This is a genomic window from Mesorhizobium sp. M0715, assembly GCF_040320355.1.
Classification (GTDB): Bacteria; Pseudomonadota; Alphaproteobacteria; order Rhizobiales; family Rhizobiaceae; genus Mesorhizobium.
The window spans coordinates 85,614-104,232 of record NZ_JAMYPL010000026.1 but is presented as its reverse complement, the minus strand read 5'-3'; the positions used below and the strand labels follow the sequence as shown (position 1 = coordinate 104,232).

General features: G+C 63.2%; 23 protein-coding genes and 1 riboswitch. Of the genes, 15 read left to right on the top strand and 8 right to left on the bottom strand.

Going from position 1 to position 18,619, the window contains the following annotated elements:
* Window positions 1–133: 133 nt before the first annotated feature.
* On the bottom strand, window positions 134–313 hold the full coding sequence (locus NKI21_RS26295; protein WP_023814141.1) for a CsbD family protein: 180 nt from the start codon (window positions 311–313) through the stop codon (window positions 134–136).
* 196 nt (window positions 314–509) lie between these two features.
* On the opposite strand from NKI21_RS26295, the gene NKI21_RS26290 reads away from it, so the two are divergent.
* From NKI21_RS26290 to NKI21_RS26260, 7 genes are all read left to right on the top strand, one after another.
* A complete protein-coding gene (locus NKI21_RS26290) occupies window positions 510–1,163 on the top strand; it encodes a glutathione S-transferase family protein (protein ID WP_023814142.1) in 654 nt (217 codons plus the stop codon).
* A 425-nt stretch (window positions 1,164–1,588) separates the two neighbouring features.
* The gene (locus NKI21_RS26285; RefSeq protein WP_010915421.1) at window positions 1,589–1,798 is read left to right on the top strand and encodes a cold-shock protein; all 210 of its coding nucleotides are present in this window, start codon (window positions 1,589–1,591) and stop codon (window positions 1,796–1,798) included.
* Between the two features lie 365 nt (window positions 1,799–2,163).
* The gene (locus tag NKI21_RS26280; protein WP_013532399.1) at window positions 2,164–2,391 is read left to right on the top strand and encodes a hypothetical protein; all 228 of its coding nucleotides are present in this window, start codon (window positions 2,164–2,166) and stop codon (window positions 2,389–2,391) included.
* Window positions 2,391–2,798, top strand: a complete 408-nt coding sequence (locus tag NKI21_RS26275; RefSeq protein ID WP_013532398.1) for a hypothetical protein — start codon at window positions 2,391–2,393, stop codon at window positions 2,796–2,798. Before NKI21_RS26280 ends, NKI21_RS26275 begins: the two co-directional genes overlap by 1 nt.
* A gap of 1 nt (window position 2,799) precedes the next feature.
* Window positions 2,800–2,967, top strand: coding sequence for a hypothetical protein (locus tag NKI21_RS26270; protein ID WP_023814145.1), 168 nt, complete (start codon window positions 2,800–2,802; stop codon window positions 2,965–2,967).
* A 4-nt stretch (window positions 2,968–2,971) separates the two neighbouring features.
* Window positions 2,972–3,337 carry a YkgJ family cysteine cluster protein gene (locus NKI21_RS26265; protein WP_023814146.1) on the top strand — a complete coding sequence of 122 codons (366 nt, stop codon included), beginning with the start codon at window positions 2,972–2,974 and terminating at the stop codon, window positions 3,335–3,337.
* An 81-nt stretch (window positions 3,338–3,418) separates the two neighbouring features.
* Window positions 3,419–4,030: a LysE family translocator gene (locus NKI21_RS26260; RefSeq protein WP_031213900.1), complete on the top strand. Its 612-nt coding sequence runs from the start codon at window positions 3,419–3,421 to the stop codon at window positions 4,028–4,030.
* Between the two features lie 102 nt (window positions 4,031–4,132).
* Here NKI21_RS26260 and NKI21_RS26255 read toward each other — a convergent pair whose 3' ends face one another.
* Complete coding sequence (locus NKI21_RS26255) at window positions 4,133–4,519, bottom strand: nuclear transport factor 2 family protein (protein ID WP_023814148.1); 387 nt, start codon at window positions 4,517–4,519, stop codon at window positions 4,133–4,135.
* A 16-nt stretch (window positions 4,520–4,535) separates the two neighbouring features.
* Complete coding sequence (locus tag NKI21_RS26250; protein WP_352868076.1) at window positions 4,536–4,982, bottom strand: OsmC family protein; 447 nt, start codon at window positions 4,980–4,982, stop codon at window positions 4,536–4,538.
* A gap of 118 nt (window positions 4,983–5,100) precedes the next feature.
* Between NKI21_RS26250 and NKI21_RS26245 the strand changes: the two genes are divergently transcribed.
* Window positions 5,101–5,709, top strand: a complete 609-nt coding sequence (locus NKI21_RS26245) for a TetR/AcrR family transcriptional regulator (RefSeq protein ID WP_352442935.1) — start codon at window positions 5,101–5,103, stop codon at window positions 5,707–5,709.
* Window positions 5,710–5,791: 82 nt separating this feature from the next.
* Here NKI21_RS26245 and groL read toward each other — a convergent pair whose 3' ends face one another.
* From groL to NKI21_RS26230, 3 genes are all read right to left on the bottom strand, one after another.
* The gene (gene groL / locus NKI21_RS26240) at window positions 5,792–7,447 is read right to left on the bottom strand and encodes a chaperonin GroEL (RefSeq protein WP_127289069.1); all 1,656 of its coding nucleotides are present in this window, start codon (window positions 7,445–7,447) and stop codon (window positions 5,792–5,794) included.
* A 64-nt stretch (window positions 7,448–7,511) separates the two neighbouring features.
* Window positions 7,512–7,808, bottom strand: coding sequence for a co-chaperone GroES (gene groES, locus NKI21_RS26235; RefSeq protein WP_006203049.1), 297 nt, complete (start codon window positions 7,806–7,808; stop codon window positions 7,512–7,514).
* Between the two features lie 233 nt (window positions 7,809–8,041).
* Window positions 8,042–8,836 carry a class I SAM-dependent methyltransferase gene (locus NKI21_RS26230; RefSeq protein WP_352868073.1) on the bottom strand — a complete coding sequence of 265 codons (795 nt, stop codon included), beginning with the start codon at window positions 8,834–8,836 and terminating at the stop codon, window positions 8,042–8,044.
* A 72-nt stretch (window positions 8,837–8,908) separates the two neighbouring features.
* Between NKI21_RS26230 and NKI21_RS26225 the strand changes: the two genes are divergently transcribed.
* Window positions 8,909–9,760 (top strand): ATP-grasp domain-containing protein, encoded by an 852-nt coding sequence (locus tag NKI21_RS26225; RefSeq protein WP_023813508.1) that lies wholly within the window; start codon window positions 8,909–8,911, stop codon window positions 9,758–9,760.
* A gap of 67 nt (window positions 9,761–9,827) precedes the next feature.
* On the opposite strand, the gene NKI21_RS26220 is transcribed toward NKI21_RS26225, so the two are convergent.
* Window positions 9,828–10,454 carry a TetR/AcrR family transcriptional regulator gene (locus NKI21_RS26220; RefSeq protein ID WP_023813509.1) on the bottom strand — a complete coding sequence of 209 codons (627 nt, stop codon included), beginning with the start codon at window positions 10,452–10,454 and terminating at the stop codon, window positions 9,828–9,830.
* A 123-nt stretch (window positions 10,455–10,577) separates the two neighbouring features.
* Between NKI21_RS26220 and NKI21_RS26215 the strand changes: the two genes are divergently transcribed.
* The 3 genes from NKI21_RS26215 to NKI21_RS26205 are packed head-to-tail and all read left to right on the top strand — an operon-like array spanning window position 10,578 to window position 14,195.
* Window positions 10,578–11,765 carry an MFS transporter gene (locus NKI21_RS26215; RefSeq protein WP_023813510.1) on the top strand — a complete coding sequence of 396 codons (1,188 nt, stop codon included), beginning with the start codon at window positions 10,578–10,580 and terminating at the stop codon, window positions 11,763–11,765.
* A gap of 13 nt (window positions 11,766–11,778) precedes the next feature.
* Window positions 11,779–13,056, top strand: a complete 1,278-nt coding sequence (locus NKI21_RS26210) for a D-arabinono-1,4-lactone oxidase (RefSeq protein WP_023813511.1) — start codon at window positions 11,779–11,781, stop codon at window positions 13,054–13,056.
* Complete coding sequence (locus NKI21_RS26205; RefSeq protein WP_023813512.1) at window positions 13,056–14,195, top strand: DSD1 family PLP-dependent enzyme; 1,140 nt, start codon at window positions 13,056–13,058, stop codon at window positions 14,193–14,195. Before NKI21_RS26210 ends, NKI21_RS26205 begins: the two co-directional genes overlap by 1 nt.
* A gap of 4 nt (window positions 14,196–14,199) precedes the next feature.
* Here NKI21_RS26205 and NKI21_RS26200 read toward each other — a convergent pair whose 3' ends face one another.
* A complete protein-coding gene (locus tag NKI21_RS26200) occupies window positions 14,200–15,033 on the bottom strand; it encodes an AraC family transcriptional regulator (RefSeq protein ID WP_352868069.1) in 834 nt (277 codons plus the stop codon).
* A gap of 293 nt (window positions 15,034–15,326) precedes the next feature.
* Window positions 15,327–15,533, top strand: a riboswitch (cobalamin riboswitch).
* Window positions 15,534–15,695: 162 nt separating this feature from the next.
* On the opposite strand from NKI21_RS26200, the gene NKI21_RS26195 reads away from it, so the two are divergent.
* The 3 genes from NKI21_RS26195 (at window position 15,696) to NKI21_RS26185 (ending at window position 18,599) form a co-directional block, all read left to right on the top strand.
* Window positions 15,696–16,484: an ABC transporter ATP-binding protein gene (locus tag NKI21_RS26195; protein ID WP_352442481.1), complete on the top strand. Its 789-nt coding sequence runs from the start codon at window positions 15,696–15,698 to the stop codon at window positions 16,482–16,484.
* A 45-nt stretch (window positions 16,485–16,529) separates the two neighbouring features.
* Entirely contained in the window at window positions 16,530–17,477 is a 948-nt protein-coding gene (locus NKI21_RS26190; RefSeq protein WP_352442480.1) for an ABC transporter substrate-binding protein, read from the top strand.
* A 135-nt stretch (window positions 17,478–17,612) separates the two neighbouring features.
* The gene (locus NKI21_RS26185; protein WP_352799043.1) at window positions 17,613–18,599 is read left to right on the top strand and encodes a FecCD family ABC transporter permease; all 987 of its coding nucleotides are present in this window, start codon (window positions 17,613–17,615) and stop codon (window positions 18,597–18,599) included.
* Window positions 18,600–18,619: the final 20 nt, after the last annotated feature.

Genomic DNA, 18,619 nt, shown 5'->3' with positions numbered 1-18,619 from the left:
GGGCGATCATGCCCCCGTGTCGTCAAAAAGCTACCAGCCAAATATCCTGTCAGAACACTGAAGGTGCCTAAGTGAACTGCATTAGCCTTCGCGACCGCCTTTCCCTCGATAACAACGCGTTCCTCGATGCGGATCAGAGCGCCTTCCTGACCTTGTCCTTGACGTCGCCATAGGCCTTCTGCACCTTGCCGGCGATCCTGTCGGCCGTGCCTTCGGCCTGGGTCTGCCGGTTGCCGGTTGCCTTGCCGGCGGCTTCCTTGACCGAGCCCTTGACCTGCTTGGCCACGCCCGCGACCTGATCCTTGTTCACCATTTTTGCGCATCTCCCGGGATTTTGAATTCGGGGGAATTCATTTGCGGGTGCTAACGAGCCGATGTCGGTTAGGTTCCAGGCGTCGCCCGGACGGCAGATCAGGTCGCGCGGCCGCCGCCTGGGGCAAGGTCGGTGGGCTAGGCTGTGAACACGCGTTGGCAATGGGATTTTGGAGGCCGTGCGTGCGGGGAGAAAAATGGCAGAATTTACGCTCTATATCGGCAACAAGTGTTTCTCCTCATGGTCGTTGCGGCCATGGGTGGCGATGAGGCATCTGGAGATCCCGTTCGAGGAAGGTTTCGTACGGCTGCGCACGCCTGAAACTTTTGCCAATCTGGCAAAAGTGTCGCCGACCGGTCAGGTGCCGGTGCTGAATCACAACGGCAAGATCGTCTGGGAAACCCTTGCCATCCTTGAATATCTCGCCGACCTGTTTCCCGAGAAAAAGCTCTGGCCCGCCGATATCGACGCCCGTGCGCTGGCGCGTTCGGCCGCGACCGAGATGCATTCCGGCTTTCGCGAGGTTCGCTATGGCTGGCCGATGAATTTGCGTCGGCCGAAGGGCCACAAGCCGCTTGACGCCGAGGGCGAGGCGCAACGCGCCCGCATCGAGGCGCTGTGGCGCGAGTGCCGGGAAAAATACGGCAAGGGCGGCCCGTTCCTGTTCGGCCACTTCACCGTGGCTGATGCCATGTATGCGCCTGTCGTCACCCGTTTCGATACCTATGGCGGCACGCTGGCGCAGGATACGCGCGCCTATGTCGATGCCGTGCTGGCAACGCCGGCGATGCGCCACTGGTATGCCGAGGCGGCCAGGGAGACGTGGCCGGAACCCGGCCCGGACGAATAGGATCCAAACGAAAACGCCCCTCGCACCTTTTATCGTGCGGGGGGCGTCTTTGCCATCAACTGTTATTCGATTGCTCTCATGAACTGCTGATGACACCGAATAAATGCGCGTCTGCGCAGATGGTTCCTGGATGCCGGAAAACTTTTTTCAAGTTGGCGCAAGCGCGCTGTTTGGGGTCCGATTTGCCGTCATGTCAGGTGTTTTGGCCAGGTGGTTTGGGAGAATTCCGCAGCTGTGGCTTTATGCAAATTTGACAGCGCCCCAAAAGAAGCCTATAAGCAAATCGTCGATATTTGTTTGACTGACTTTTGTTATCCGCGCTTTCGAGCGCGCCTTTGACGAACTTCCCACATCAAAAATCGGGACAAACGACGTTGTGCATCCGCATGGCGTCGAACGAATATTTGCCATGGAAAGGGTTCGTCATGAGCACCGGCACAGTTAAATGGTTCAACGCCACCAAAGGTTTTGGTTTTATTCAGCCTGACGACGGCTCGGCCGACGTTTTTGTCCACATCTCGGCCGTAGAGCGCGCCGGCATGCGCGACATCGTCGAGGGCCAGAAGCTCGGCTACGAGATGGTCCGCGACAACAAGTCGGGCAAGATGTCCGCCGACCAGTTGAAGGCGGCCTGAAAAACGAATTCAGCTCTCCCGGTGACCACGGATGTACTGGCACCGGTGAGTGGCGAATTCGGGCGCATGGCCGCGGAGACCTGAGTTTCCACGGCATATCATGTGCATAAGCAGGGCGTTCCCGTGCACCCCCGGTGCATCCTTTTGGATGTCGTCTGGTTGCGCGACGCTCTCATGGAAGGTCAGGCGGTGCCTGGCCTTTTTCATTTTGCGCGCCGTACCGCCGAAAGTGCGCTGCGCGCCGGCCTGGACGTGCTAAGGGACGCTCCAGCAATTTGAATTCGCCGCGCGTATTGCTTTGTGCGTGATCCTGACCGAAGACCCGGTCTCGCTCCATCGGCACAGGCTCCTGACAGGAGAAAGATTTGACCACCAGTTCAAAGACAACCGTCGATCAGGCCGTGTCCCTGTTCAGCAAGACGCAAACCCAGTCGATGTCGCTCAACCGCATCAATTCCGAGCGCGACGCCGTCAGCGAGGCACGCGAAGCCAAGACCGCGCGTCTGCGCGAATTGCGCCTGGAAAAGGAGGCCGACGAGATGGCCGCCGCCGCCGCGCTAGCCGCTTTGCCGAAGCGGGCCGGAAGACGCTGATGGCCACCAAACGCGTACCGCCAACACCGATCGCCGCCGACGCAACCATTGCCGACATGGTCGAAGGCCTCGACAAGCCGGTCGAATTCGTCCGGCGTGTGCTGGAAAAGCTCGAACGCTGCAAGCGTGCCCACGGTGATGCCCAGGTGCGCGTCGGCGTGCGCGGCCGCGCCGAATGCCCGAACTACCTGATCGAATATGTCCGTGAAGACGCCAAGACCCATGAGCGGGTGACTTATCAGGACGCCGCCTACAGCGGCAGCACGCATCGCGAGCTGGCGGCCCATCACATCGAGGCGGTGAAAAACTGGTCGCCCGAGGAAATGAACATCACGGCCGTTTCGGCGCTGATCGGCCGCCTGCGCAATCCGCGCGCCCCATCATCGCGCTTCGCCGACGAGGACTGACATGGCCATAAAATTCTCCTCCAAGGATCAGCCGGCAGCCTCGGGTGCCGCGGCAAAACCGGCTAAGCCAGTTGCCGCGCCGAAGGCCGGCGACGCCATTGAGGCCGCGACCGATCTGTTCAAGTCGCCGGCGGATTCGCCGAAGGGCAAGACGGCTAAGAAGAAATAGCGCCTTGCCGCAAGACGCCGATCGCAACCCCGCCGCGCCAGGGCTGTCCGCCCTGGTGGCGAGCGTTTTGTCGTCGCAACAGGGCACCTTCGATTGCCAAAGCTGCGGTGCCTGCTGTTCCTATTCGGCCGAGTGGCCGCGCTTTTCCACCGAGGATGACGCACAGCTCGACCGTATCCCGGAAAAATATGTCGCATCTGACCTGTCAGGCATGCGCTGCGAGGGCGTGCGCTGCTCGGCGCTGTCCGGCGAGATCGGCAAGTCGACCGCTTGCGGCATCTACGACGTCCGGCCAGACGTCTGTCGCGCCTGCATGCCCGGCGACGAGGAGTGTCTGATGGCACGCCGAGCGCTCGGATTGCCGGTGTAGCCAAGCTCCGATCACCTCCGCTTGTGCGCCGACCCGCAGCCCGATACGTTCCTGGCCGGGTCGGGTGCCGGAGGAACCATCGTGAGCATCGAATTTCTGTTGACGTCGCTGATCGTCGTGGCTTCGCCCGGCACCGGCGTTCTCTACACGCTGAGCGCCGGCCTTTCGCGCGGCGCGCGGGCCAGCGTCATCGCCGCCTTCGGCTGCACGCTCGGCATCATCCCACACATGGCCGCCGCCATCACCGGCCTTGCGGCGCTGCTGCACACCAGCGCCCTCGCTTTCGAGACGCTGAAATATCTCGGCGTCGCCTACCTCCTCTACATGGCCTGGAACACGCTGAAGGAAAATGGCGGCCTCAGCGTCGAGCAGGATGTGACGCCGCGCTCGGCCGGCAAGGTGATTGCCACCGGGATCCTCGCCAACGTGCTCAATCCGAAACTGTCGATCTTCTTCTTCGCTTTCCTGCCGCAATTCGTCAGCACCACCGAGCCCAATGCGCTGTCGAAGATGCTGGAACTGAGTTCCGTCTTCATGCTTTTGACCTTCGTGGTTTTCGTCGGCTACGGCATCTTCGCCGCCTCGATCCGCAGCCACGTCGTCTCGCGGCCAATGGTGTTGACCTGGATGCGCCGGACCTTCGCCGGCGCCTTCGTCATGCTCGGCGCGAAGCTGGCGCTGGCCGATCGGTAGCGCCACGGGGAGCGGTTCAGTCTCGCTGATCCGCTCCTCTAGGTTGCGCTATTCCGGGCGAAAAGCCGACGTTATGCGCTTTCGGGGAATTGCTCGGGCACGCTACCCCTTCACATAGCCCATCGCTTCGACGATCCGCCCGTCGGCCACGCGCATGAGGTTGACGCCGCGCAGCGAATTGCCGTCGGTCATGAAATAGCGCCAGCGGATCGTTGCCCGGTCGCCGGCAACGAAGGTTTCCTCGATATCGAAGCGCGTGCCGGCCTGGGTTGCTATCGCCGCCCAAAGCCCGACGCACGCCGCTTGACCGGCATAACGGGCGCCGTCCGGCGCTGGCACGGTGTTCTCGATCACGCAATCCTCAGCCACCAGCTCGGCGAGTGCCGAAGGATCATGGCGTTGGAATACGTCGTTGTAGCGCCGCATGATCTCGGCCGTCTGCTGGGACAGGTCGTACGCGGCTGCGTCCATGACAAGCTCCTGTGTCATCTTCTTTCTCCTGGCTTCATTGGGCTTTGGTGGCTTCGACGAGTGTTGCCTTGAGGGTGATCTGGGACACGCCGGCAAGGGCCCGCGAGACGAGGCAGCCCGCCTTGGCGGACTGTGCAAGGCGCTCGAATTCATCTTCGGCAAGTCCCGCGACCTCTGCCTCGGTTTCGAGTTCGATGCGGGTGATCGTCGGACCGGTAGCGGTTGCGCCAAGATGCACCTTAGCGACGGTGCTGATGCTTGTCGGAACATGATTGGCGTTGCCCAGTATGGCGCTCAGCGCCATCGAGAAGCAGCCTGCATGCGCTGCGGCGATTAGTTCCTCCGGATTGGTGCCCGGACCGTTCTCGAAACGCGACGGGAAGGAATAGGCGCCTTCGAAGACGCCGCTGCCGAGCCGCAACCGTCCCGAACCTTCCTTCAGCGTCCCCTGCCATTTGGCCGAGGCTTCACGAATTGTCATTGTCGTTCTCCCTTCGCATGGCATTCCTCAGGAATATATAGACTGATCTACATATTATGTAGACCGATTGTCATATTCTGCGCAAGGCCTATAATGATTCCTGCTGACAGAGGTTGACATGGCCAACGACACCCGCACCCGCATACTCGAGACGACTGGGCTGCTGCTCAGGCAGCGCGGCTATCACGGCACCTCGCTCAACGACATATTGAGCGCCAGCGGCGCACCGCGGGGCTCGCTCTATTTTCATTTTCCCGGCGGCAAGGACCAACTGGTCATCGAGGTGACGCGCGCTAGCGTTGCCGACGTGACGGAGAGGCTGGGCGAAGCGCTGGCTGCCGAAAAGAATCCGGCGGTGGCCGTCCATCATATCTACCAGTCGGTGGGGCGCATGCTGGAAGACAACCAGTTTTCGCTCGGCTGTCCGGTCGCGCCTGTCGTGCTGGACTCGCCCACCGACGTGCCGGAACTGGCGGAGTTGTGCCGCTCGGCCTTCGAACAGTGGATAGGCCTGCTGCGGGACGCCTTCGTCAGGGCGGGGGTGCCCGAGCGCCGCGCGCATGCATTGGCACTGCTGGTCGAATCGTCGCTGGAAGGACTGATGGTGATCGCCCGCGCCACCCGCGACCGCGCTCCGATACAGGCCGTGGCCGATGAAGTGGCGGCGCTGATCGAAGCCGCGGTGCTTGCCGGCGAGGTAAAGCAACGCGCGGATGCCGCCGTCTGAGAGGCCACGACGACCGCTGCGCAAAACAAAAAGGGCGGCATCTCTGCCGCCCTTTCCGTATCTGAAGGCTGATAGGGCTGGATTAGAAATCCATACCGCCCATACCGCCCATGCCGCCGCCCATGCCGCCAGGCATGCCGCCGCCGCCAGCCGACTCCTTCTTCGGAGCCTCCGCGATCATGGCTTCGGTGGTGACCAGCAGGCCGGCGACCGAGGCCGCGTCCTGGAGAGCCGTACGGACAACCTTGACCGGATCGACGATACCCATGGCGATCATGTCGCCATATTCGCCGGTCTGGGCGTTGTAGCCGAAGGTCAAGCCCTTGTTCTCAAGGATCTTGCCGGCAACGATCGATGCTTCCGCACCGGCGTTGGCCGCGATCTGGCGGGCCGGAGCCTGCAGCGCACGACGAACGATGTTGATGCCGGCGGCCTGGTCGGCGTTGACGCCGGTGGCCTTGATGTTGGCCGAAGCGCGCAGCAGGGCTACGCCACCACCAGCAACGATGCCTTCTTCGACGGCCGCGCGGGTCGCGTTGAGGGCGTCATCGACGCGATCCTTCTTTTCCTTGACCTCGACTTCCGTCGCGCCGCCGACGCGGATCACCGCAACGCCGCCGGCGAGCTTCGCCAGACGTTCCTGCAGCTTCTCCTTGTCGTAGTCCGAAGTGGTCTCTTCGATCTGCTGCTTGATCTGGGCGACGCGGCCCTGGATCTCGGCCTTCTTGCCGGCGCCGTCGACGATGGTGGTGTTCTCCTTGGAGATCGACACCTTCTTGGCGCGGCCGAGCATGTTGAGGCCGACGTTCTCGAGCTTGATGCCGAGGTCTTCCGAGATGACCTGGCCACCGGTGAGGATGGCGATGTCTTCCAGCATGGCCTTGCGGCGATCACCGAAGCCCGGCGCCTTGACGGCGGCGATCTTCAGGCCGCCACGCAGCTTGTTGACGACCAGCGTGGCCAAAGCCTCGCCTTCGACGTCTTCCGAGATGATGAGCAGCGGCTTCGAGGTCTGCACGACGGCTTCGAGAACCGGCAGCATGGCCTGGAGGTTGGACAGCTTCTTCTCGTGCAGGAGGATGTAGACGTCCTCGAGCTCGGCAACCATCTTGTCGGCGTTGGTGACGAAGTAGGGCGAGAGGTAGCCGCGGTCGAACTGCATGCCTTCGACGACTTCGAGTTCGGTCTCGGCGGTCTTGGCTTCTTCAACCGTGATGACGCCTTCGTTGCCGACCTTCTGCATCGCTTCCGCGATCATCTTGCCGACCGACTCGTCGCCATTGGCCGAGATCGTGCCGACCTGGGCGACTTCCTCGGAGGTCTTGATCTTCTTGGCAGCCTTGCCGAGAGCCGCGACGACTTCGGTCACGGCCAGATCGATGCCGCGCTTCAGGTCCATCGGGTTCATGCCGGCGGCAACGGCCTTGTGGCCTTCCTGGACGATCGACTGTGCCAGAACGGTCGCGGTCGTGGTGCCGTCGCCGGCGATGTCGTTGGTCTTCGAAGCAACTTCGCGGACCATCTGCGCGCCCATGTTCTCGAACTTGTCTTCAAGCTCGATTTCCTTGGCGACGGTGACGCCGTCCTTGGTGATGCGCGGGGCGCCGAACGACTTGTCGATGACGACGTTGCGGCCCTTGGGGCCGAGCGTGACCTTCACCGCGTCGGCGAGGATGTTGACGCCGCGCAGCATGCGCTCGCGGGCATCACGGGAGAATTTTACGTCTTTGGCAGCCATTTTTAGCTCCTGGCAGGGGCTTTGATCGAGCCCGGGAATTCAGTTGACGGGGAAAGGCCTGATATCAGCCGATGATGCCCATGATGTCGGATTCCTTCATGATCAGAAGGTCTTCGCCATTGAGCTTGACTTCGGTGCCCGACCACTTGCCGAACAGGATGCGGTCGCCGGCCTTGACGTCCAGCGGGACCAGCTTGCCAGCTTCGTCACGAGCGCCGGAGCCGACAGCGATGATCTCGCCTTCCTGCGGCTTTTCCTTTGCCGTGTCGGGGATGATGATCCCGCCAGCGGTCTTGGATTCGGATTCGACCCGGCGAACGACCACGCGGTCATGAAGCGGGCGGAACTTCGACTTTGCCATTTTTTCTTCCTCGATGAGAACGGTGAGAAACAGTTCCTCCATCCGGCGGCGCCGGACATATGAGTTAGCACTCACCAATGGAGAGTGCTAACGTGGCGCTGAAATAGGCTGACGGCTTTTGAGAGTCAAGGTGCGCGAAGGCCGCGATGCGAGCGAAATTTTTCTCATGCTGCCGCACGATTTAACAAAGCCTGGGTTGCGCCTGCCCCGGCTCGAGCGCCGTCCTGCTATCTTCAGTGTCTTGGCGCCCGCAGCACCAACAGCGGGCATCGCTCGGCGAGCCCATAGCTCCCGGTCAAAGCGATGCGAACATCACCAAAGAACGCTTCCGCCTCGCTCGCCAATGCAGTCGCCGGCGCGAAGGTGTAGATGGCCGGCGAGTTCCGATAGACATCGATGGTGCCGATGGTGGGCAGGTCCCAGCCCGTGCGAGCCGAAAGCTCTTTGCGGTCAGGAAACAGTGCATCGAACCTTTCCGCGATCGTCCTGACCGGAATGGCATGGTCGGGCGCGTCGCCCGTCGCGGTCATTGCGACGCGCCATTTGAGTTCGTGGAAGGTCGAGACACCGCCCGACAGTGCAAGCGCCCGCACCGCCGCCGGATCGTCCGGTGTTTCGGGACCGGCAAAGAGACGCAGTCCCGCTCGGCCGCCGGTGCGCAGTACGCCGGCGATCGCCGCAAATAGCGCCCGGCGCGCGGTTGAAAGGCCGAGCGCCGACAGGCAGCCATCGCCGATCACCGCATCTATGCTTGCGTCCGACACCGGCAAGTCGAGCCAGTCGCCGTTGATTGCCTTTCGCAACGCGGTGTCGCCTGGCCAGATACCGGCGATCATGTCGGAGGATTCGTCGACGGCCATCATCGTCGTCCCGAGCCCGGCGAGTTCCGGCGTCACGCCGAGCAGAATGACGTGCGCCTTCGAAAGGTCGAGCTCACGCTCATAGGCCTCAACCGCTTCCGCTGGCGGCCGCAACGGTGGCCCGAGCAACTGCCAGTGCCCTCGAACGGCATTCCAATGGTCGGTCATCCACACCCCCAAGCCGGCATTGTATTTGCAGGCATAATGGAGGACGCTGATGAAGCCAAGCTCGGGGGGCGCATGACACGCATCGCGGTTATTACGCATGAGTTCGACAGGTTCGAACGCCGGCGTGGCCTGCTGTTTCGCCGCCGGAGCTCCTATATGCTTTTCGGTTTGCTGGAGGAACTGAAGCGACGCGGTCATTCCGTCCGCATAATCCCCGGAACGTCGGCAAAGCCGGAGGCCGACATCGCGGTGCTGCACGTCGATGCGACTGTGACGCCCCCCGAATATGTCGAATACGCACGCGCTTTTCCCTTTTGCCTGAACATCGGAGCCGCCGACATCTCCAAGCGACGCGTCAGTGGCGCGGTGATCGGCAAGGAGGACGACTGGCAAGGACCGGTCATCGTCAAGAGCAATCTCAACAATCTCGGGATGCGGGAGCAAGCGCTCAACCGGCGATCGCTGCGAGCCGGGAAGCCGAAGCCGTTTCCCGGCGTCGAGCTCATCGAGGGTTATCGCGTCTATGCATCCCTTTCGGATGTTGCGCCGGAGGTCTTCGACCGCAGCGATCTCGTCGTCGAAAAATTCATTCCCGAGCCGGAGGCGGACGGCTTTGGAGCCCGCTTCTGGATATTCTGCGGCGAGCGCGAGCGCTGCACCCGCCATGTCTCGCCGCAGAGCCTCGTCAAGGGCGACGACACGATCCGACGTGAGCCGGTTCCGGTTCCCGACGAGCTTCGCACGTTGAGGCGCCGGCTTGGCTTTGACTACGGAAAGTTCGATTTCGTCATGCATGAGGGCAGGGCGGTGCTGCTTGATGCCAACAAGACGCCCGGTGGCGCCCGCAATCTTTCTGCGTTTCTCGCTGCCGGCAATGCCAATCTTGCCGACGGCTTCGAAGCCCTTGTCCGCCAGGTCGCATAGCGGGCGTTCTGATGCTTGCGATGCCCGACACCTCTCATTCGCGGCAGCTTGCTGACGATCGCCACGGCTACAAAAACAGCCGCAGCTGGGTGTGAATGATAGACCGGTAATCCTCGATGGTCTGGCGGCTTTCCGGTTCGCCCTCGGCGAGCGCCAGGCGCACCACGCCGCCGGCGAGCTGGAAGATCAGCAGAACCATGCGTTCGAACTGCTCGCGCCTCTCGGGCTTGAGCAAGGCGATGACGTGGTCGCAGAACATTTTGGCTTGGTACCGGGTTTCCGCGATGTCGAGGTTCTTGAGCGCCTTGTCGGCCTGGATGGCGTTCTGCAGATCCTGGATGGCCGGATCGCCGGCGACACGGTTGAGATAATCATCGAGCAGCCGGTCAGCGGCCACGATCACATCCTTCGCCTCGTGGATTTCGGCGATGATCGTCGTCAGCCGTGCCCGGCTGACCTCTGAAAACCGTTCATAGAGCATCGCCAGGATCGCCGATTTGTTGGGAAAATAGTGGTAGACGGTGGCGATCGGCCCGCCCGCCAGCATGCCGACCTCCTTCATGGTGACGGCGTCGATACCCTTTTCCCCGATCAGCCGCATGGTCGTCGACAGGATCGCGTCGATGCGCTCGCGGCTGCGTTCCTGCTTGGGCCTGCGCCTCGGCTCGGTCGCCATTCTTTTCAATTCGGTCATGCACCGATCTTTCGCACAGTTTTCAAATTCCGGTTGACAAGAAATATGATCAAGTATCAGTTTCTGAAATACTGACAGGTTGTCAGCTTTTTTGCCGCACGGCAAGGACGTTGGGAGGCGCCTTTGGCTTCGACAGACACCGGCCATGCAGGCAGTGGCGACTGGCTGGTCGGCAATCCGACCGGCTGGCAGCTTGCCTCGGCCCTGTGGATCGGTTCGGTGGGCCTGCTCATCCTCGGGCTGCAGCCCGTGTTGCTCGGCGCCCTTTACACTGAGGGTCATGTCAGCGGCGACGAACTGGCGCTGGTCGCCACCGCCGAGATGATCGCCATTGCCATCGGTTCGGCTGTCGTGGCGATGCTGCTTTCGGCGCACCACATGCGCTGGAAAAGTGCCGTCCTTCTGCTGCTGCTGGCGCTGGCCAATGTGTGGACGGCCTATGCCGCGAGCGCCGGCACGCTGATTGCGGCCCGCGCCCTGGCCGGGCTCGCCGAGGGCGGTCTGGTCGCCATCGCCACCGAACTGATCGCCCGCTCGCGGCGCGCCGAGCGCATCGGCGGCTATTTCGTCACCATGCAGACGCTGGCGCAATGCGCGCTCGCCCTGTTGCTGGCGCTCTATGTAATCCCGGCCGCAGGGTCGGCAGGGGGCTTCATCGTTCTTGCCGTCGTCTGCATCGCGTCTCTGGCGGTCGCCTTCACTGTTCCCGGTGACTATGCCGACCTGCCCAAGGAGGAGAATTTGGCCAATGTGCTGACGGTTCCTTCACTCACCGCGCTGCTGTCGGTCTTCTGCTATTTCATGTTCTTCGGCGCGGTCTGGGCCTTTCTGGAACCGCTTGGCGCACAGTATGGCATCGATGCCCGCACCGTCGGCCTGATCGTCTCGGCCAGCCTCGCCGTACAGGTCCTGGGGGCGATGACGGCGACGGCGTTCGAAGCACGCATCGACTATCGCCTTGCCATCGCGGCGATCGGCGTCGTCGCGCTTGTCAGCTCCCTGGTTCTTGCCAGTAGCCCTGGCCTGACGACGTTCTGGGTCGCTGCCTTGGCTATGGGCTTTATCCTGCTGTTCATCGTGCCCTACCAGATACGTCTGGCGATCACCGCCGACGAGACGCGGACCGCTGTGCTGCTGGTGCCGGCGGCCCAGCTTTTCGGCCTGGCGATCGGACCGATCGCGGCGTCGCTGCTCATCGATGGCAAGGATTTCCGGCCGGTGCCGGAATTCGCCGCCGCCAGCGCGGTGGCCAGCGTGGCGCTGCTCGGTCTGTTCGTCCTTGTGTCACGTCGCCGTCGTGCGGTTGCCTGAGCGGGGAGGTGGGATGTCAAACATTTGGAGCAACTGGTCGGGCTTTGTAAGTGCCGAGCCCAAGCTGATCGCCAGCCCCGGCGATGCCGGTGAGCTCGGTGATCTCGTCCGGACCGCGCCTGGCCCGGTGCGCGTCGCCGGCGCCGGTCATTCCTTCACGCCGCTGGTGAAATCGCGGGGCACGATCCTGTCCCTGGAGAGGCTGGAAGGGCTGGTCTCGCACGATGCGCAAAAACATCAGGCGCGGGTGCGGGCAGGAACCCGGCTCGGCGCGCTGATGGGCATCCTGCAAGGCATCGGCCAGGGCCTGCCCAACATGGGCGATATCGACCGCCAGGCGATCGGCGGCGCGCTGGGCACCGCCACGCACGGCTCGGGACCGACGCTCGGCGCCTATCACACGCAGCTGGAGACAGTGCGGATCGTCGACGGGCTTGGCAAGGTTCGCGACTTCAAGCGGGCAGGGGATCAGGACATGATCCATGCCATCGGCGTCGCACTCGGCGCTTTCGGCGTGCTCACCGAAGTGACGCTGAACAACATCGCGACCTACCGGCTGCGGCGCCGCAAATGGGTGCTGCCGATCACTGAGATGCTGCGGGAGTTCGAGACGATGATGGCCGCGCATCGCTCGGCCGAATTCTACTACATTCCGTTTTCCGGCTACGCGCAGTTCATCGCCAGCGATCTCAGCGGCGCCGCACCCACCGCACGGCCGCCGGAAGAGGACGAGTCGGGTTTGAGGACACTGCGCAGGCTGCGCACTTCACTTGCCTGGCTGCCATCGCTGCGTGGCCGTCTGATCCTGGGCGCCATCGCCAAATTGCCGGCCGAGGACTACGTGCAGGACTGGCTCAACGTCTATGCCAGCGACCGGCAGACCAAGTTCAACGAGATGGAATATCATTTGCCGTTCGAGGAAGGGCCGAAGGCGCTGGCCGAGATCATCGAGCTGACCGAGAAGCGTTTTCCCGAGGTCTATTTCCCGATGGAGGTGCGCACCGTTGCGCCCGACGAATTCTGGCTGTCGCCATTCTACAGGAGGCCGACCTGCTCGATCGCCATCCACCATGACGCGGCGAACGATCCGCTGCCATTCATGCGGGCGGCCGAACCTATCTTCCGCAGATATGGCGGCAGGCCGCATTGGGGCAAGATGCACAGCCTCAAGGCCGCGGAGCTGAAAAAGCTCTACCCGCGCTGGGACGACGCCATGGCGGTGCGCCGCGACATCGATCCGCAAAACCGCTTTGTCTCACCCTACATGGCCGGCCTGTTCGGCATCGAATGATGAGCACCTATTTTTCCACCCTGTCGGATGCGCTGAAGGAAGCCGGCATCTTCCAGCCCTGCCTGCTGCTCGATCGCGACCGGCTGGACAGCAACATTGCCCTGGTGAAAGACAGGCTCGACCCCGGCCTTGCTGTGCGGTTGGTCGACAAATCGCTCGCCTGCCTGCCGCTGCTTGCGCATATCGGCAAGGCGCTCGGCACCAATCATGTCATGACCTTCCATCCGCCGATCAGCGAGGCGGTGCTGAAGGCGTTTCCGGATGCCGATCTGCTGTATGGCAAGCCGATGCCTGTCGATGCGGCAAGGGCTGTGCTTTCGAGGGGCGCGGTCGACTGGTCGCGTGTCTGCTGGCTGATCGACAGCGAGGAGAGACTGGCGGAATATGGCGCCCTCGCTGGCGAACTCGGCATCGGCCTGCGCATCGCTTTCGAGATCGATGTCGGGCTGCATCGCGGCGGGTTCGCCAATCCTGAGGCCTTGTCGAAGGCGTTGAGCGCGTTGCCGGCCCGGCTGCATTGCGAAGGCGTCATGGCCTACGAGGCGCATGCGCCGCTCATTCCCGGCCTTTTCGGCGGACCGGCAAAGGCATTGGCCAAGGCGTCGGCGCAGGCCTCGGCGTTCGTCGCCTGTCTCGGCGCCGACCAGCGCCGTATCCTGAACATCGGCGGTAGCAAGACCGCGCTGCTTCATCATGGCGGCATGGCCAACGAGGTCTCGATGGGCTCCGCCTTCGTGCTGCCCAGCGACTTCGATACGCCAGGACTCGACGGCTTCCAGCCGGCGGCCTTCATCGCCACGCCGATCCTGAAAATGGTCGAGCCGATGCTGCCTGGCCCGCCGGCCGTCACCCGCCTGCTGCAGGCGCTCGGCCGCTTCCCGCGCAAGGGCTGCTATCTCTATGGCGGCAAGTGGATGGCCGAGCCCGTCTTCCCCGAAGGCATGAAGGCGAACGGGCTGCTCGGCCTGTCCTCCAACCAGCAATTCATGGGCTTGCCCGCCGACGCGACCGCAAAACCCGGCGACTACGCGTTTCTAAGGCCGACGCAGAGCGAAGCCGTGCTGCAGCAGTTCGGGTCGATCGCTGTGTTTTCCGGCGGCGGGATAGTCGATCGCTGGCCGGCGCTGCCGATGGCCTGACCGACTACGCCTTCACCGGTATCCAGATCTCCAGCCCGCCATTGCCGCTGCGTGGGTCGAACTCAGGGCCGTAGCGTTCGAATTCCGGCGCATCCGATATCTCGTGGCCGGAAGCCGGCAGCCATTTGTTCCAGATCGTATTGACCGTGCGGCGGATGGTCGAGATGTGTTCGCGGTGGGCAAAGACCGCATATTTCTGCGCCGGCACCCGCACCCGGCTGAATTCCCTCGGCAGGTCGGAAAAATCAGACACTTCGACGCCGGCGATGTAGTCGAAATTGCCGGCATCGTCGCCGTTGACGCAGACGCCATAGGCGACATCGCCGGTCTCGCCCGGAATGTTGCCGATATAGGGGCCGAAGCGCTGCCATTGCATCGGAATGGCGGCGCTGGTTTCGCAGCTGTAGCGTTCGCCGAGGCCGGCGATCAGGAACGGCCGGCTGGTCTCGAAACGCGGTGGTTCGAGATTGGTGAGGAAGGACTGGTCCATCAGGATCGGCTCCACGAGGTCGAGCTTGTCGAGTGTGCCTTGCGCGCGCACCAGTTCCGGCGTGGTGCCGAACTGATCGCGGAAGGCCCGGGTGAACGCCTCATGCGAGTTGTAGCCGGCGTCGAGCGCGACGCTGAGGATGTCGGGCGCCCCGCCGGCCAGCTTGCGCGCCGCCTCGGTCAGCCGGCGTGAGCGCATGTAGCCCATCACCGACCGGCCGGTGGCGGCCCCGAAAGCCCGCGTCACATGAAAACGCGACACCCCGCTGCTTTGCGCGACATCGTCGAGTGTAACAGCCTCCGGCAGATGACTTTCGACGAACCACAGCGCTTTCTCGGTCGAGTTCATTTTGCTCCTCGCATTGGCCAGATCATCCTGCCGTTTCCTGGCGCGGCCAGTTTGATCGAAATTGCGCATCCCGCGCAATCGCACCGATCCCGTCACAGTCGCACCGATATGGCGCAGCGTTGGAGCGCCCCTTGCCGCCGACGAGCCAAATTCGGCAGGCTTCACTTGACAGCGCCAGGCGGCATCCTCTAAATGCGTAATGTTATTACATATCGAGAGCGGGAAATGCATGTTTCCCCTAGCCGGCCCACCACTCCGTCCGAGAAATCCATTGCGAAGCGATTGGGGGAAATCTACGCTGAAGCGGTGATGGTCCCCGAGTCGAAAGGCGAGGGGTGAAAAGGGAACACGGTGAGATCCCCAGGGGTCGAGGCCGTGGCTGCCCCCGCAACTGTAAGCGGCGAGCAAAATCCGTGAATGCCACTGGCCGGCAAGGCTGGGAAGGCAGGATGGCGCAACGACCCGCGAGCCAGGAGACCTGCCATCACTGAGTTGACCGGACGGGGTGTGCCGGGAGGAAACGCGAATCCCGGTCTTGTCGGCCGCTTCGCCAGCTTCCTTCCGTCGCCAGTTTTGGAAAGTGACGGAAAGTTGGACGGCTCTATCGATCATCGCATCATCGTGAGCACGCTTTGCCATCCCGGCAATCTGGCGGGCAGCCGATGCCCGTAGCGCTTCTCGAAGCCCGTGACCTCTGCGCCATGGCGAACGGGCGGGATCTGGTCCAGGCGGTCAGCTTCTCGGTGGCCGCTGGCGATCGCCTAGCCATCATCGGTCCCAACGGCGCCGGCAAGACGACGCTGCTGCGCATGCTGTCGGGCATGCTGCGGCCAAGTTCCGGCGAGGTGAACCTCGGCGGGCGCCGGCTGGACAGGATTTCCGCCGCCGAGCGGGCACTGCATATCGCCGTGGTCGGCCAGACCGACCAGCCCGATCCGCGGCTGGCGGTGATCGACTATGTCGAGCTGGGCCGGGTCCCGCACGCTCGGCTACGGCGCAGGAGCGAGGAGCGTGACATTGTCGTCGATGCGCTGCGCCGGACCGGCCTGCTGCCGCTGCTTGGCCGCACCATCGGCTCGCTGTCGGGCGGCGAGCGCCAGCGCGCCCAACTGGCCCGCGCCATCGCCCAGCAGCCAAAGATCCTGTTCCTCGACGAGCCGACCAACCATCTCGACCCGCGCGCCCGCGGCGAACTGCTCGACCTCGTGGCAGGCTTCGAGATGACGGTGATCGCGGTGCTGCACGATCTGGCGCTGGTGGCACCGTTCGCCACCAGGGTGGCGGTGATGAACCATGCCCGTCTGCAAGCGCTCGCCGCACCGCGCGAAGCGCTGACCCAAAAGCTGATTCGCGAAATTTTCGGCATCGATGTGCTGCGTCTGCGCCATCCGACCGAAGACCGCGAACTGACGGTGTTCGATGTTCCGAACCGTGCCGCGCCGCCATCCTGATTGAAGCCGTCCCATATCGATCATCCCGTCCACAGGAGCAAACCCTTGAAACGCCTTGCTTTTTCGCTTGCCTTCTCGCTGCTGGCCTCGACAGCCCTGGCCTTCCCGGTAACTGTCGACAGCTGCGGCAAGCCGCTGACCTTCGATGCGCCGCCGAAGCGCGCCGTCATCCAGGATCTCAACATGGCCGAGATGGCTTTCGCGCTGAAACTGCAGCCGTCGATCGTCGGCCTGACCGGCATCACCGGATGGTACAAGGTGGGTCCTGAGTTCAAGGCCGAGCAGGGTTCGATCCCGGAACTGGCGCCGAAATATCCGACGCTCGAAAACCTCGTCGCGGTCGAGCCCGATTTTTTCTTCGCCGGCTGGTATTATGGCATGAAGCCGGGTGGTGAAGTGACGCCCGACACGCTTGCTCCGCACGGCATCAAGACGCTGGTGCTGACGGAAAGCTGCGTCCATCTCGACAAGAGCCGCCCCGCCGCCTCGATGGACCTGCTCTATGGCGACGTCGAAAAGCTGGGCACGATCTTCGGCAAGGAGGCCGAAGCTGAGAAGCTTGTCTCCGGCTGGAAGACGCGGCTCGCCGACATCACCGCCAAGGTCGGCGACGCCAAGGGAACGCGGGTCTTCCTCTATGATTCCGGCGAGGACAAGCCGTTCACCGCAGGCAAATTCGCCATCCCCAGCGCCATGATATCAGCCGCCGGCGGCGACAACATTATGGCCGACATGGACACCAGTTGGGGCAATACGGACTGGGAAACGGTGGCGTCGCGCAATCCGCAATTCCTCATCCTGCTCGATTACCAGGATGGCGGTGGCTACAGGAAACTGCTCGATTTCCTGAAGGCGCATCCGGCCATGAAGGAGACCGACGCGGTCAAGAACGAGCGCTTCGTCGCGCTGCGCTATGCCGAACTTACTCCCGGCCCGGCCAACATCGAAGCGATCGACAAGATCGCCAAGGCCATGCATCCGGAAGCGTTTTGATGCCTGTCGCCCAAAAGTGCGCAGCGGTTTTGGGGCAACGACATGCATGAACAAGAGATCCTGGAAGTGCGTCGCACGCGTCCTGACAGACGCGACGCATTTCCAGGCTTGCGCCATCCGGCATTTGCACTGGCCATGCTGGCGGGCGCGGCGGCGATCGCCGCTCTCGCTCTGCTGTCGATCGCCTATGGTTCGACACTGATCCCGCTGACCGATGTTGTTGCCGCGCTTGGTCGTGTAATCGGCTTCAGCGGGCACGACGTGGCAGGACCGGTCGGCAAGATCGTCGTCGACCTGCGGCTGCCGCGCACGATCCTGGCCATCTGCGTCGGCGTCGGTCTCGGCGTCGTCGGTGCGCTGCTGCAGACGGTGACCCGCAACGACCTTGCCGACCCGTTCCTGTTCGGCCTGTCGTCGGGCGCCGCCGCGGGTGCGGTTTCCGTTATCACCGTCTTCGGCGACAGTTTCGGCATCTGGACATTGCCGGTCGCGGCCTTCACCGGCGGCATATTGGCTGCCGGCGTCGTCCTGCTGCTGGTGGCGCGGGTGAGGGGGCAAGGCCCGGAGCGGCTGATCCTTGCCGGCCTTGCCGTGTCCTTCATGTTCACCGCCTTGACCAACTATCTTGTCTTTGCCGGCGATCAGCGCGCCGCCCACTCCGTGCTGTTCTGGACCATGGGCGGCCTTGGCCTGGCGCGCTGGGACAACATCTGGCTCGGCGCACTGGGTGCGGGGACCATTCTGGCTTACGCGCTGTGGAACCACCGCCGGCTCGATGCTTTCCTGGCCGGTGAAAATGCCGCCGAAAGCCTTGGCGTGCCGGTGGCGCGCATGCGCCGGATGACCTTTCTCGTCGCCGCCTTCTCGACGGCTATCCTTGTCTCGGTCGCTGGCGTCATCGGCTTCGTCGGGCTGATGATCCCGCATCTGTCACGGCCGCTGGCGGGCCCCTTGCACCTGCGCCTGGTTGCCAGCTGTGCCGTGTTTGGCGCGGTGCTTTTGCTGGCCAGCGACCTTCTGGCCCGAACGCTGCTGCCGCCGCAGGAACTGCCGATCGGCATCATCACCAGCTCGGTCGGCGCGTTCTTCGTCGTCACCATGCTGATCCGCAACCGGCTTTGAGTGCGGCCTGGGTCAGGGCC

Coding starts and splice junctions, on each gene's coding strand:
- NKI21_RS26295 (WP_023814141.1), bottom strand. CDS start 313: ATGGTGAACAAGGATCAGGTCGCGGGCGTGGCCAAGCAGGTCAAGGGC.
- NKI21_RS26290 (WP_023814142.1), top strand. CDS start 510: ATGGCAGAATTTACGCTCTATATCGGCAACAAGTGTTTCTCCTCATGG.
- NKI21_RS26285 (WP_010915421.1), top strand. CDS start 1,589: ATGAGCACCGGCACAGTTAAATGGTTCAACGCCACCAAAGGTTTTGGT.
- NKI21_RS26275 (WP_013532398.1), top strand. CDS start 2,391: ATGGCCACCAAACGCGTACCGCCAACACCGATCGCCGCCGACGCAACC.
- NKI21_RS26270 (WP_023814145.1), top strand. CDS start 2,800: ATGGCCATAAAATTCTCCTCCAAGGATCAGCCGGCAGCCTCGGGTGCC.
- NKI21_RS26255 (WP_023814148.1), bottom strand. CDS start 4,519: ATGACACAGGAGCTTGTCATGGACGCAGCCGCGTACGACCTGTCCCAG.
- NKI21_RS26250 (WP_352868076.1), bottom strand. CDS start 4,982: ATGACAATTCGTGAAGCCTCGGCCAAATGGCAGGGGACGCTGAAGGAA.
- NKI21_RS26245 (WP_352442935.1), top strand. CDS start 5,101: ATGGCCAACGACACCCGCACCCGCATACTCGAGACGACTGGGCTGCTG.
- groL (WP_127289069.1), bottom strand. CDS start 7,447: ATGGCTGCCAAAGACGTAAAATTCTCCCGTGATGCCCGCGAGCGCATG.
- groES (WP_006203049.1), bottom strand. CDS start 7,808: ATGGCAAAGTCGAAGTTCCGCCCGCTTCATGACCGCGTGGTCGTTCGC.
- NKI21_RS26230 (WP_352868073.1), bottom strand. CDS start 8,836: ATGACCGACCATTGGAATGCCGTTCGAGGGCACTGGCAGTTGCTCGGG.
- NKI21_RS26225 (WP_023813508.1), top strand. CDS start 8,909: ATGACACGCATCGCGGTTATTACGCATGAGTTCGACAGGTTCGAACGC.
- NKI21_RS26220 (WP_023813509.1), bottom strand. CDS start 10,454: ATGACCGAATTGAAAAGAATGGCGACCGAGCCGAGGCGCAGGCCCAAG.
- NKI21_RS26210 (WP_023813511.1), top strand. CDS start 11,779: ATGTCAAACATTTGGAGCAACTGGTCGGGCTTTGTAAGTGCCGAGCCC.
- NKI21_RS26205 (WP_023813512.1), top strand. CDS start 13,056: ATGAGCACCTATTTTTCCACCCTGTCGGATGCGCTGAAGGAAGCCGGC.
- NKI21_RS26200 (WP_352868069.1), bottom strand. CDS start 15,033: ATGAACTCGACCGAGAAAGCGCTGTGGTTCGTCGAAAGTCATCTGCCG.
- NKI21_RS26195 (WP_352442481.1), top strand. CDS start 15,696: ATGCCCGTAGCGCTTCTCGAAGCCCGTGACCTCTGCGCCATGGCGAAC.
- NKI21_RS26185 (WP_352799043.1), top strand. CDS start 17,613: ATGCTGGCGGGCGCGGCGGCGATCGCCGCTCTCGCTCTGCTGTCGATC.